The following is a 12,215-nucleotide window of genomic DNA, read 5'->3' as shown; positions in this document are numbered from 1 at the left end:
GCTCCATGCTGGGGAGTATCACGCTCCCTACGCTGTGCACGTACCTCTTCAAGCGAAGTCGATTTGAGCTGCGATAGCGCTTGCAAAAATTTTCTTGTCATATTGAAATCCCCCTCGCCTTGGCGTACTCATGCAGAAGTTTCCAACTCACACTATCATCGTCAAGTTCGAACGTCAATTCGAGTCCTACACCGTTATAGTACCACCAATCAGGCCCTCCATCTGCCTGCATCAAATCAGATACCCGCGCGCACCACTGAAGCTCGTCAGGAAGCTTGCCCAATATCACGCTTGGCAAATCTGCATCGAAACCCAAAGATGGCCAGACGTGATAACCGAAAAACATGCTTCGATTGCTTGCACTGCCGGCAGCTTCCAAGCCAACTGAATGAAAACCCAATTCTTTTGCCTGGTCGATACTGATCATCACCGACCTGACGCCAATGCCTTTGTCCTGATCTTCTTTACGAACATAGATTGAATCGACGATCAGCTGAAACCTGAGTTCTCCACCGTTGTTAATGATGAAATATTCTGACGGATACTGAAACACCTCATTGTGCACTTTGAGGTTGAGCGTATCAACTGCCCCTATACCCCGCGAAACAAGGATGGTGCTTCGATCGGGTGCACCAGTGAGACGAGCAAGTAAATCCACATTGTTAAATGTATCAAACTCGTCGTCAGTAATTGACGATCCGATCTCCAACGTGATGCAATGCTGATTGAAGTACTTTTGAGAGGTAATATCGCGAACCATCCAGCATCTTAGCACTCACCAATCCTCCCCGTCCCTTGAGCTCTCAAAAGGTGACGAACGATGAAGGCAGGTCTGAATCATCAGTGAAGCGATACAGACTGCGCCTACGAGCCAAGCGCTCGTCCACTCACAATGCCGTTTCGTTCCTGCCAGCTATAATCAGCCTTCCTTGTTGCCGCGCAAAGAACGTCATGACGCTATCCACCTCTCCCCCCTCAGCGCTGCCGAAAGCCCTCGGCCACATCCGCGTGCTCGACCTGTCGCGCGTGCTGGCCGGCCCCTGGTGCTCGCAGAACCTGGCCGACCTCGGCGCCGACGTGATCAAGATCGAGCGCCCCGGCGCCGGCGACGACACCCGCGCCTGGGGTCCGCCATATGCCAGGGATGCGCAGGGCAACGATACGCAGGAAGCGGCCTATTACCTGTCGGCCAACCGCGGCAAGCGCTCGCTCACGGTCGACATCGCGAGCAGCGAAGGCCAGGCCCTGCTGCGCGAGCTGGTGCTGCATTGCGACGTGGTGCTCGAGAACTTCAAGGTCGGCCACCTGAAGCGCTATGGCCTCGACTATGACTCACTCAAGGCAATCAAGCCCGACCTGGTGTACTGCTCGATCACCGGCTTCGGCCAGGACGGTCCCTACGCCCACCGCGCGGGTTACGACTTCCTGATCCAGGGCATGGGCGGCCTGATGTCGGTCACCGGCGAGCGCGACGACCTGCCCGGCGGCGGTCCGCAAAAGGCCGGCGTCGCGCTGACCGACCTCATGACCGGCATGTACGCGACGGTGGCCGTGCTGGCCGCCCTCACCCACCGCGACCGCACGGGCGAGGGCCAGCACATCGACATGGCGCTGTTAGACACGCAGGTGGCGATGCTGGCCAATGTCGGCAGCAATTACCTCAACAGCGGCAAGCCGCCCAAGCGCTGGGGCAATGCCCACGCCAACATCGTGCCCTACCAGACCTTTGCCTGCGCGGATGGCCACATCATCGTCGCCACCGGCAACGACGGCCAGTACCAGAAGTTCGTCGAGGCCGGCGGCCGGCCCGAGCTGGCCGGCGATCCGCGCTTCGCCACCAATCCGCTGCGCGTACAGAACCGCGATGTGCTGGTGCCGCTGCTGGCCGAGATGGTCAGGACGAAACCGCGCGACGCATGGATCGCCCTGCTGGAAGAAAAAGGCGTGCCCTGCGGGCCGATCAACGACGTCGGCGAAGTGTTCGCCAACGAGCAGGTGCAGGCGCGTGCGATGGCGATCGACCTGCCGCATCCGAGCGCGGGTCAGGTCAAGCTGGTGCGCAATCCGATCCGGATGTCGGCCACTCCTGCGACCAGCGGGATGGCCCCGCCCCTGCTGGGCCAGCACACGACGGAAGTATTGCGCGAGATGCTGGGCAGGAGCGAGGAAGAGATCGCGGCCTTGCGCGAGCGGGGTGTGGTTTAAAGGCTCAGTGCAGCTGGTGCTTCAGGTTCGACAGCTCGTCGTGCACGCGCACGACGACGGATTGCACTTGCGGTGAAGGCCTGGTCGAGGTGCAGACGCGCTTGGCCTCGTCGCCCATGGCTTCCAGGTCGTCGATGCACTGGATCATGCTCGACTGGTCGTTCGACTGCATGACGCTTTGCGCGCGCCCGGCTTCCTCGGCGATCTTGTGGATGCAGTCGCGGATTTCGCTGGGGACGCTCTGGTCGCTCTGGCAGACTTGCTCGGCCTGGTTCACGACCTGCTGGACGTTCATGAAACGTTGCTGGATTTCGGCGGTTTGCAGCATGATGTTCTCCTGAAAAAGATGTGGAAAAAACCACTGGAGCCTTCCAGCTTAGGATGGATTCGTGGTTTATCAAGCATCGATTTCGCCCGTTCCGCGGGACAATCGCGGTGCACTCCAGATGGCAGTGTTACGCCGCCGGCTCCGACAGCGCCGCGCGCAAGACGTCGACCAGCTCGCGCACGCGCGGCACGTCCTGTTTCGCCTTCGGCCACACCACGTGCATTGTCAGGCCGGGCGTCGCATAGTCCGGCAGCACCTCGACCAGGCTGCCGTCCGCCAGGTGGCGCTCGATCAGCCAGGTCGACAGCTGGGCGATGCCGAGCCCCGCCACGGTCAGCTCGGCCTGGGCTTCGGCGTCGCCGGCGACGATCCGCGCATCGAAAGCGCGCTGCTCGACCAGGGCGTTGCCGCGCCGGATCAGCAAGGGACTGACGCGGCTGTCGGCCTTGCCGTACATGATCACCGCGTGTTCCACCAGGTCTTCGACCGAGGCCGGTGCGCCGTGCGCCGCGAGGTAGGAAGGCGCCGCGCAGAACACCTTGCGGTCCTGGCCCAGCAGGCAGTGGCCGAGCGCGGGCGACCAGGCTTCCGGACTGCCGATGCGCACCGTCACGTCAATGCCTTCGTCCTCGAGGTCGACATAGCGGTCGGTGAAGGACAGCACCGGCTTGATACGCGGATAACGCTGCAGGAAAGCCGTCAGCACCGGCAATACGATCAGGCGTCCATAGGTGGCCGGCAGGTCGACCCGCAGCCGCCCGGCCAGCAGGTCGCCCTCGGCGTGCAATGCATGCTCGGCTTCCTCGAGTTCGCCGAGCACCCGGGTGCAGGCGGCCAGGAAACGGGCGCCGGCGTCGGTCAGCGCCAGCCGGCGCGTGCTGCGCTCGAACAGGCGCGCGTTCAGGCGCGCCTCGAGGCGGGCGATGGCCTTGCCGACGGCCGATCCGGTCAGGTGCAGGCGCTGGGCCGCGCGGACGAAGCTGCCGGCCTGGGCCGCGGCCACGAAGACATCGACCCCCTTCAGGCGTTCACTGGTTTGCATAGGCTATTGCGGAAAAATATTCCGCCAAGTATAGAAAAAATGCCCGAGATAGGAAATGGTATTTCAAATAGGATGGCGACCCTGCTTAATCCTTATAAGAAATCCATGTCCCGTTCAAGCTCTGCGCTCGCACAGGCGGCCCCGGCGTCATCGTCGTCCGGCGCGCTGCCCATCCTGATCCTGGCGGTCGCCGCCTTCATCATCGTCACCACCGAATTCCTGATCGTCGGCCTGCTGCCGGCCTTGTCGCGCGACCTCGGCATCTCGATCTCGCTCGCCGGGCAGCTGGTGACCCTGTTCGCCTTCACCGTGATGTTGTTCGGTCCGCCGCTGACGGCCTGGCTGTCGCACCTGGACCGCAAGGCGCTGTTCATCGGCGTGCTGGTCGTGTTCGCGCTGTCCAATGCCCTGGCCGCGCTGGCGCCGAACGTCTGGGTGCTGGCGCTGGCGCGCTTCATTCCTGCGCTGGCGCTGCCGGTGTTCTGGGGCACCGCGAGCGAGACCGCGGCCGAACTGGCCGGTCCCGACAAGGCCGGGCAAGGCGTGGCGCGGGTCTACCTCGGCATCTCGGCCGCCCTGCTGTTCGGCATCCCGCTCGGCACCATCGCCGCCAACAGCATCGGCTGGCGCAATGCATTCTGGATCCTCGCCGCCCTGTCGCTGGCGATGGCGCTCGCGCTGCTGTTCCTGATGCCGGCCGTGGCGCGCGCCAAGCGTGTGGACTTCCGTTCCCAGGCGCGCCTGTTCCGTGAGCCCTACTTCCTGGCCAACGTCGGCCTGTCGATCCTGGTGTTCACCGCCATGTTCACCGCCTACACCTACCTGGCCGACATCCTCGAGCGGGTGGCCGGCGTGGCGCCGCTGGACGTCGGCTGGTGGCTGATGGGCTTCGGCGCGATCGGCCTGATCGGCAACTGGGTCGGCGGCAAGGTGGTCGACCGCGCGCCACTGAAAGCCACGGCGCTGTTCTCGGGCCTCTTGGCGCTGGCGATGGCGCTGGCGGCGCCCAGCGCCGGCTCGACGATCCTGTTCTGCGCGGTGCTGGCGCTGTGGGGCATCGCGTACACGGCGCTGTTCCCTATCTGCCAGGTGCGGGTGATGAAATCGGTCACCCACTCGCAGGCGCTGGCCGGCACCACCAATGTATCGGCCGCGAATGCCGGCATCGGCATCGGCGCCATGCTGGGCGGCGCGGCAATCCCGCTGGTCGGCCTGGACAAGATCGGCTACTTCGCGGCCGGCTTCGCAGTGCTGGCCGTGCTGCTGGCGCCCCTGGTGGCGCGCTTGCGCCAGGGCGAGTGACGCCCCGGCGGCCACCGTCGCCATCACTATTCTCTGCACCTTGTGAAAATATTTTTTCACAAGGTGCATCCATTCCTGCATCTGGCGCGTAGTACCAACGCCAACATTGCAGCCGACCCGGCCGCGATGCGCCCCCAATGAATTCAAGCAAGCAATTCTTACTGAGGACACATCATGACCCAACCGCAATTCACCAAGCTCGCTCTCGTCTCGTCGATCGCCCTTGCCCTGGCCGCCTGCGGCAGCAGCAGCGACGACGATCACGCCTCGCCGCCGACCACCACGCCGCCGCCCGCCGCCACCGTCGGCGACGTGGTCGCCCTGACCACCAGCAACCGCCTGGTGTCGTTCGACCGCGCCACGCCGGGCGCCATTCGCACCAACGTGCTGGTGACGGGCCTGCAGAGCGGCGAGAACCTGGTCGGCATCGACGTGCGGCCGGCCGACGGCATGCTGTACGGCGTCGGCTCGACCGGCCGCCTGTACACGCTGGACGCCGCCACCGGCGCCGCCACCAACAAATCGCGCCTTGTCGCCGATGCCGCCGACACCACGGAACCGTTCACCGCATTGGCCGGCACGAGTTTTGGCGTCGACTTCAACCCGATGGCCGACCGCCTGCGCATCGTCGGCAATACCGGCCAGAACCTGCGCATCAACGTCGACACCGGCGCCACCACCACCGACGGCGGCATCAATGGCGGCGCGGCCGGCGCCGCGATCTCGGCCTCGGCCTACACCAACTCGTTCGCCAGCACCGGCTCGACCACGCTGTACGGCATCGATGGCGCCAACTCGACCTTGTACACGCAGAATCCGCCGAACAGCGGCGCCCTGGCCACGCCGGTGCCGCTGGGCGTGACCATCGGCGCCGCCAACGGCTTCGACATCGATGCGCGCACGAATATGGGATACATGGTCGCCACCGTCGGCGGCGCGCGTAACCTGTATGGCGTGAACCTGGCCGCCACCAGCGCCCCCACGACGCTCATCGGCGCGCTCGGCGTCACCGAAGACATCCGCGGCATCGCGCTGCGCGGCGCCGCGGCGCCGGTCGTGCTGGGTCTCTCGAACGACAACCGGCTGATGGGCTTCAAGGTCGGTTCGCCGAATACCATCGACACCAACGTCGCCATCACCGGCCTGGCCGGCGGCGAAACCCTGGTCGGCATCGACGTGCGGCCGAAAGACAGCAGGCTGTACGGCCTGACGAGCAACGCGCGCCTGGTCACCATCGACCCGGCCACCGGCGCCGCCAGCGTCAAGGCGACGCTCGCCGCCGACGGCGCCGACACGAGCGCGCCCTACACCGCCATGCAGGGAACCGCATTTGCGGTCGACTTCAACCCGGTCGCCGACCGCCTGCGCGTGATCAGCGACAGCGGCCAGAGCCTGCGCATCAACGTCGACACCGGCGCCACCACCACCGACGGCAACATCAACCGCGCCGGCGTGGCCCCACGCGTGGTGGCCGCGGCCTACACCAACAGCATCCCGACCCCGGCCTCGACCCAGCTGTTCGACGTCGACGGCGCCAGTTCGGTGCTGGCGCTGCAGAATCCGCCGAACGACGGCACGCTGGTCGACGTCGGACCGCTGGGCGTGACGGTGGCGGGCGCAGGCGCCATGGACATCGGCGGCGGCGAGAACGGCCTGGTGCTGGCGGCGCTGCGCACCACGGCCGGCGGCCCCAGCTCGCTGTACCGGGTGAACCTGAGCAGCGGCGCGGCAACCCTGGTCAATGGCGCGGCGACGCCGGCGACGTCGGTGATCGGCGGCAGTAGTGGCAACAGCGGGCCAGGCGTGCGCGATATCGCGATCTGGCTACGCTGATGATCCGGGCGGCGGCATGCGGGCTGCCGCCTAGGGAAGCACTGATTTATTCTGGCGGGCTGCGATCGGTCACGAAAAATGTGCCCGGCAAGGCCTCGCCGGCCGCGCACAAACCGCAGCGATACCGCGTGGTATCGCGAGGATTTGCAACGCCGCAGGGCGCATTTTCTCGTGGACGAGCGCGCCGCCATGAATAAATCAGTGCTTCCCTATATCCTGACCGCGCGCCCGATGTAGAGAATGGGGCCGGTCGGACGGCCGATCGGTGAACCGGCGGCCGGTTCCAATGTAATCTCGAACAGCTGGTTCGGCACCACCTTCGGCAGGTTGGCGAGCTTGACCTCGACCGCCTCGCCCGGCTTGACCAGCCCCAGCGAGACCGGACCCTCCCAGTCGTCGGCCTTGGTCCAGAGCTGCAGCGCGCGATCGGCCGGGACCTCGGTCGTGACCAGCGGCTGCAGGCGCAGCGTGTCGTCGGCCACCAGCTCCAGCACCCAGCCCGGCCCCGCGTTCTGCGGCGCCGCCAGCACCACCATGTAGCGCGGCTGCGCGACCTCGAACTGGCGCACGCCGACCACGGCCGCCATGATCGCGGCGGCGGCGAAGCCGCCGGCGGCCAGCGCGCGCCACAGGCCCAGGCGTTCCCACCAGCCCGGACGGGCGACGGCGGACACGGACGCCGGCCCGAGGCTGCGCTCGATGCGCGTCCACAGCGCGGGGGGCGGCGCCACCGGCTCGACCAGCGCGCTCAGGGGCAGCAACCGCTTTTCCCAATAGGCGACGGCGGCGCGCAGCGTGGCATCGTTCGGCAACATGGCGTCGACTTCGCGGCGGCGCTCGCGCGACAGGGTACCGAGCACGTATTCGCCGGCCAGCTCATAGGGATCGAATCGTTCGCTCATACCATGCACTCCCGCAGCGCGCTCAGGCCGCGCTTGATCCAGGCCTTCACCGTTCCCAGCGGCGACTTGAGGCGATCGGCGATCTCGCTGTGCGACAGCCCATCGACATAGGCGTGCAGGATGCTGTTGCGCTTGGCGACGTCGAGCCGGTTCAGGCAGTCGTGCAGGCGTCCCATGTCCTGGCGCAGTTCGAACGCGTCCTGCATGCCGGGATCGAAGGCATCGGTGCTCAAGGCATCGAAGGCTTCCTCGCCAACGTTGATTTCGCGGGCGCCGTCGCGCACCGCATCGAGCGCCGCGTGGCGCACCACGGTGTACATCCAGCCGCGGCCCGAGCCTCGGGTCGGCTCGAAGCTCGCGGCGCGGGTCCAGATGGCGACGAAAGCGTCATGCAATACGTCCTCGGCCGCCTGGCGCTCGCGCACGATGCGCAGGGCCACGGACAGCAGGCGCGGACTTTCCTGGTCATACAGGCGGCGCAGCGCATGGCGGTCGCCGCGCGCGCAGGCCGCGAGCGCGGCTTCATAGTCGAACGGCGCGGTGGAGTCGCTCATCTTTCTCCTTCGGTCGGTGGAACCATGGCTGGCCGCTGTGATTCGTCGCCGGCGCGCTGGCGCTGCAGCGCCTGACCGACGCTGATCGCCAGCTCGGCCAGCTGGAAGGGCTTGCGCAGCACCGCGCCATCGCCGATCACCTGCTCGATCGCCTTCATGTCGGCGTAGCCGGTGGCGATGATCGTCGGCAGGCCGGGGAACATCGCGCGCGTGCGCTGCACCAGTTCGGCGCCGGTCATGCCCGGCATCAGGTAATCGGTGATGAGCAGGTCGGGCCGCTCGTCGTGCAGCGCGCAGAGGCCGGCCTCGCCGTCGGGCGCCTGGCGCACCGTGTGGCCGAGGGCTTCGAGCGAAGACACCATCGAGGCGCGCACGAAGTCGTCGTCCTCGACGACCAGGATGCGCGCCGCCTGGATGGCGGCCGGGATGCGCGCCAGGGGCGCCGGCTCGGCGTCTTCCGTGCCGCGGGCCGTGCGCAGCCAGATTTCCACCGTGGTGCCGGCGCCCGGCTCGCTCAGGATGCGCGCGGCGCCGCCCGACTGCTGCGCCATGCCGTACACCTGGCTCAGGCCCAGGCCGGTGCCTCCCACGCCCTTGGTCGTGAAGAAGGGCTCGAACACCTTGGCCACCAGCTCCGGCGTCATGCCTTCGCCGCTGTCGGTGACGGCGATGCGCACGTACTCGCCCGGCGGCAGGAAATCGGGCGGTGGTTCGTCGCAGGCGGCGACGAAGACCAGTTCGCCGCCGTCCTGCATCGCGTCGCGCGCATTGATGGCCAGGTTCAGGAGCGCCATCTCCATCTGGTTGGCGTCGGCCAGCACCGGCGGGCAGTCCATGGCGGCGTCGAAGCGCAGCCGGATGCGCGAACCGAGCGAGGTGGCGACCAGTTCGCGCACGCCGTCGAACAGAAAGCCGATATCGGTCTCGCGCAGGTCCAGGCTCTGGTTACGGGCAAAGGCCAGCAACTGGCGGGTCAGCTTGCCGCCGCGCTGGCAGGCCTTGCGCGCGATCTCGGCGCGGCCCTTCGCCACTTCGTCCTTCGACATCAGCAGGATCAGGTCCATGCTGCCCTGGACCACGTTGAGCAGGTTGTTGAAGTCGTGGGCGATGCCGCCAGTCAGGCGCCCCACCGCTTCCATCTTCTGGTACTGCGCCATGGCCTGCTGCACCCGTTCGCGCTCGATAATCTCGCTCATCAGGCGGTCGTTGGCCTGGGCCAGGGCGCGGGTGCGCTCGTCGATGCGCGACTCGAGCGTTTCGTTCAGCGCCACCAGCTGCTGGCGGCTGTGATGCAGGCTGGCGGCGGTGCGCTCGCGGTCGGCCAGCACGTCGCGCGCCTGGTACTGGCGGCGCCGCGCGCGCAGCGCCGACACGCTGGCGCTGCGCAGGGTCTGGACGTTGAGCGGACGCTCGAGCAGGATCACGTTGCCCAGGTCGCCCAGGCGCTCGCGCGCCGCGCCCTGCTGCAGGCCGATCGTCTTGCCAAGCAATACGACGAAGGGAAAGTCGGACCACGGCTCCTGGCGCCCCAGCCAGGCATGCAGCGCCGCGACATCGACGCCGTGCAGGGCCTCCTCGGCCACGATGGCGGCGCCCGCCCCCGCGCCGATGGCGCTCACCAGGGCGCCGAAACCGGCGGCGACCTCGCATCCGAGGCCGTCGCGCGCCAGCATCGAGGCCATGACCTCGGCATCGCGCCCGAGTGGCGCGAAGATCAGTATCCGCTCTTCGTGCAGGCTATTCCGGTGCATGCCCGGCCTGCGCCATCAGCGGCGTTTCTCCGCGGTAGGTTGGCATCCCCGACAGGACGCCCTCGAATCCCACCAAAGGCGCGCCGATGCGCACCCCGCCCTCGCCCAGCAACAGCTCGTGGATGGTGGTGGCATGCTCGGTGGTGCGGCTCTTGATCACGCTGATCGCGCGCCGCACCTTGCCGCCCGCCTCGAAGAAGCGCAGCAGCACCGTGCTGTCGCTCAGGTAGCTCAGGTCGACGTCGGTGCGCGCATCGGCCATCAGGCCATGCTGGCCGAGGATCATCACCGTGGTCACGCCCTGCTGGTTCAGGTAGGACAGCAGTTCGTGCATCTGCAGGATCAGGAAGTGCTCGCCCGGCATCGCCTGCAGATAGGCGTTCAGGCTGTCGATGACGATGAAGCGGCTGCGGCGCTGGTCGACCGCGTCGCGCAGCTTCTGGGCGAATTCGCCGGGCGACAGCTCGGCCGGATCGAAGTGGTCGATGGTCAGCTGGCCATTGTCGAGATAGGGACGCAGGTCGAGACCGAGCTGGATGCTGCGGGCGAAGAAGGTGCCGAGCCCCTCGTCGAACAGGTAGTACGAGGCCTGCTCGCCGCGCTGCAGCGCCGACAGCAGGCAGCGCGTCGACAGCGTCGTCTTGCCGATGCCGGACGGGCCCACCAGCAGGGTGTTCGTGCCGCGCACCAGCCCGCCGCCGAGCAGCGCGTCGAGGCCGTCGGAACCGCTCGAGCCGACCTGCGGCGCGAAGTCGCGCACGTGTTCGGCGGCCACCAGGCGCGGATACATGACGATGCCGCCGGTGTCGAGCGTGTAGTCGTGGAAGCCGCCCCGGAAACGGATGCCGCGCATCTTGAGGATGTTGACCCGGCGCCGCTCCTTGCCGTATTCCCTGGTGATCTGCTCCAGGCTGATGACGCCGTGGGCCAGGCTGTGCAGGTGCTGGTCGGATTCCGCGGTCTTGTCGTCGAGCAGCAGCACGGTGCAGTCGCGCGCCGAGAAGAACTGCTTGAGCGCCAGGATCTGGCGCCGGTAGCGCAGCGGGTTCTGGGCCAGCAGGCGCACCTCGGACAGGCTGTCGAACACGATGCGCATCGGCCGCAGCGCGTCGACCCGGTCCATTACCTTGCGCGTCGTTTCACCCAGCTCGACTTCGGAAGGATGGAACACCGATTGCTGCGAGTGGGGGTCGAGGTCGTCGTCGCCGGCCAGCTCGACGATCGCCAGGGCGCCCAGGTCCCATCCATGGCTGTGACCCACCGCGACCAGCTCGTCGGTGGTCTCGGACAGCGTGATGTACATACCGCTCTCCCCCCGGGCGACGCCGTCGAGCAGGAATTGCAGGCCGAGGGTGGTCTTGCCGGCGCCGGGAGAACCCTCGACCAGGTACAGGCGTTTTGACGTCAGGCCGCCACCCAGGATGTCGTCGAGACCGGGAATGCCGGTCGAAGTGCGGTCGTTCATGCAATGCAGCCCTGGCTGTAGGCCGGTTCACGCGCGTCCGCGCCTGCGCACGAGGGACGGAACGGGGGATGGCCCGGGATCGGGAGGCGTCGCGCGCGGTACAAGCGCAGCGTAACGAATATTGCTGGGATTATATCCTCATCAAGGCCGACCCGGGACAGCAAGGCGCCAACCGTGCTACACTATCGGTTCTGCGGCATCGACCGCCCCTCGCGCGCGTTGCGCGTCATGCAGTGCTGGGGCTGGCGACACGAGATTGCCTCTGGAAATTCCTGATTCCGTCCCCATATCGTGTTCCTGCGGACGAATACTGCGCCAGCAGCGCAGCCCTGAAGCGCGACGCGGAACGCGGGCCGTCGCACCCAACGAAGTAACCGTCATACCTGACATCGAATCGAGGCCTGCAGCATGTGCGGGCTTTTTCATTCCCCGGCACGGCGCCTGCGCCGCGCCGCCACGGTCACCTACACTGCCCGCTTGCGCGGGCCGCTTCACCGCCCGCCCGTGCGCCTTCGCGCCAGGCTGGCCTGATATCGTATTTGCAACTAACAGGAGCCCATCTTGGCAAAAGAAGAACTCATCGAAATGAATGGCGTCGTCGCTGAAGTGCTGCCCGATTCGCGTTATCGCGTCGATTGCGAAAACGGCCACAAGCTGATCGCCTACACCTCCGGCAAAATGCGCAAGAACCACATCCGCATCATCGCCGGCGACCAGGTCAGCCTGGAGCTGTCGCCTTACGACCTGAGCAAGGGCCGGATCACCTTCCGCCACCTCGGCAAGACCGGCAGCGGTCCGCGTCCGCCGGTGAACCGCGCGGCGCGTCGCTGATC

The 12,215-nt window shown here is 66.6% G+C and carries 11 protein-coding genes; 4 read left to right on the top strand and 7 right to left on the bottom strand.

The features are described from left to right. Positions 1 to 97: 97 nt before the first annotated feature. A complete protein-coding gene (locus KY496_RS25460) occupies positions 98 to 760 on the bottom strand; it encodes a hypothetical protein (RefSeq protein ID WP_184234764.1) in 663 nt (220 codons plus the stop codon). 191 nt (positions 761 to 951) lie between these two features. On the opposite strand from KY496_RS25460, the gene KY496_RS25455 reads away from it, so the two are divergent. Beyond that, positions 952 to 2,205 carry a CaiB/BaiF CoA-transferase family protein gene (locus tag KY496_RS25455; protein ID WP_005668845.1) on the top strand — a complete coding sequence of 418 codons (1,254 nt, stop codon included), beginning with the start codon at positions 952 to 954 and terminating at the stop codon, positions 2,203 to 2,205. Positions 2,206 to 2,209: 4 nt separating this feature from the next. Here KY496_RS25455 and KY496_RS25450 read toward each other — a convergent pair whose 3' ends face one another. Together KY496_RS25450 and KY496_RS25445 are read right to left on the bottom strand one after the other, a co-directional pair. After that, positions 2,210 to 2,533 carry a hypothetical protein gene (locus tag KY496_RS25450; protein WP_005668842.1) on the bottom strand — a complete coding sequence of 108 codons (324 nt, stop codon included), beginning with the start codon at positions 2,531 to 2,533 and terminating at the stop codon, positions 2,210 to 2,212. 127 nt (positions 2,534 to 2,660) lie between these two features. Next, positions 2,661 to 3,575: a LysR substrate-binding domain-containing protein gene (locus KY496_RS25445; RefSeq protein WP_219863008.1), complete on the bottom strand. Its 915-nt coding sequence runs from the start codon at positions 3,573 to 3,575 to the stop codon at positions 2,661 to 2,663. Between the two features lie 105 nt (positions 3,576 to 3,680). Here KY496_RS25445 and KY496_RS25440 point away from each other — a divergent pair, with 105 nt between their 5' ends. Beyond that, positions 3,681 to 4,877, top strand: coding sequence for an MFS transporter (locus KY496_RS25440; protein ID WP_040777433.1), 1,197 nt, complete (start codon positions 3,681 to 3,683; stop codon positions 4,875 to 4,877). Positions 4,878 to 5,051: 174 nt separating this feature from the next. After that, complete coding sequence (locus KY496_RS25435) at positions 5,052 to 6,710, top strand: DUF4394 domain-containing protein (protein ID WP_219863007.1); 1,659 nt, start codon at positions 5,052 to 5,054, stop codon at positions 6,708 to 6,710. A 209-nt stretch (positions 6,711 to 6,919) separates the two neighbouring features. Here KY496_RS25435 and KY496_RS25430 read toward each other — a convergent pair whose 3' ends face one another. The 4 genes from KY496_RS25430 to KY496_RS25415 are packed head-to-tail and all read right to left on the bottom strand — an operon-like array spanning position 6,920 to position 11,382. Continuing rightward, on the bottom strand, positions 6,920 to 7,612 hold the full coding sequence (locus tag KY496_RS25430) for an anti-sigma factor domain-containing protein (protein WP_219863005.1): 693 nt from the start codon (positions 7,610 to 7,612) through the stop codon (positions 6,920 to 6,922). Beyond that, positions 7,609 to 8,166 (bottom strand): sigma-70 family RNA polymerase sigma factor, encoded by a 558-nt coding sequence (locus KY496_RS25425; RefSeq protein WP_005668832.1) that lies wholly within the window; start codon positions 8,164 to 8,166, stop codon positions 7,609 to 7,611. Before KY496_RS25425 ends, KY496_RS25430 begins: the two co-directional genes overlap by 4 nt. Continuing rightward, a complete protein-coding gene (locus tag KY496_RS25420; protein WP_219863003.1) occupies positions 8,163 to 9,917 on the bottom strand; it encodes a response regulator in 1,755 nt (584 codons plus the stop codon). The genes KY496_RS25425 and KY496_RS25420 overlap by 4 nt, the downstream gene beginning before the upstream one ends. Beyond that, positions 9,904 to 11,382, bottom strand: a complete 1,479-nt coding sequence (locus KY496_RS25415) for an ATPase domain-containing protein (RefSeq protein WP_184234780.1) — start codon at positions 11,380 to 11,382, stop codon at positions 9,904 to 9,906. The genes KY496_RS25420 and KY496_RS25415 overlap by 14 nt, the downstream gene beginning before the upstream one ends. A 561-nt stretch (positions 11,383 to 11,943) precedes the next feature. On the opposite strand from KY496_RS25415, the gene infA reads away from it, so the two are divergent. Continuing rightward, a complete protein-coding gene (gene infA, locus KY496_RS25410) occupies positions 11,944 to 12,213 on the top strand; it encodes a translation initiation factor IF-1 (protein WP_005668826.1) in 270 nt (89 codons plus the stop codon). The last annotated feature ends 2 nt before the right edge of the window (positions 12,214 to 12,215 follow it).

Origin of the sequence: Massilia sp. NP310 (assembly GCF_019443485.1) — a bacterium.
Classification (GTDB): Bacteria; Pseudomonadota; Gammaproteobacteria; order Burkholderiales; family Burkholderiaceae_D; genus Telluria; species Telluria timonae.
This window is presented reverse-complemented; position numbering and strand designations above follow the sequence as displayed.

Coding starts and splice junctions, on each gene's coding strand:
- KY496_RS25460 (WP_184234764.1), bottom strand. CDS start 760: ATGGTTCGCGATATTACCTCTCAAAAGTACTTCAATCAGCATTGCATC.
- KY496_RS25455 (WP_005668845.1), top strand. CDS start 952: ATGACGCTATCCACCTCTCCCCCCTCAGCGCTGCCGAAAGCCCTCGGC.
- KY496_RS25450 (WP_005668842.1), bottom strand. CDS start 2,533: ATGCTGCAAACCGCCGAAATCCAGCAACGTTTCATGAACGTCCAGCAG.
- KY496_RS25445 (WP_219863008.1), bottom strand. CDS start 3,575: ATGCAAACCAGTGAACGCCTGAAGGGGGTCGATGTCTTCGTGGCCGCG.
- KY496_RS25440 (WP_040777433.1), top strand. CDS start 3,681: ATGTCCCGTTCAAGCTCTGCGCTCGCACAGGCGGCCCCGGCGTCATCG.
- KY496_RS25435 (WP_219863007.1), top strand. CDS start 5,052: ATGACCCAACCGCAATTCACCAAGCTCGCTCTCGTCTCGTCGATCGCC.
- KY496_RS25430 (WP_219863005.1), bottom strand. CDS start 7,612: ATGAGCGAACGATTCGATCCCTATGAGCTGGCCGGCGAATACGTGCTC.
- KY496_RS25425 (WP_005668832.1), bottom strand. CDS start 8,166: ATGAGCGACTCCACCGCGCCGTTCGACTATGAAGCCGCGCTCGCGGCC.
- KY496_RS25420 (WP_219863003.1), bottom strand. CDS start 9,917: ATGCACCGGAATAGCCTGCACGAAGAGCGGATACTGATCTTCGCGCCA.
- KY496_RS25415 (WP_184234780.1), bottom strand. CDS start 11,382: ATGAACGACCGCACTTCGACCGGCATTCCCGGTCTCGACGACATCCTG.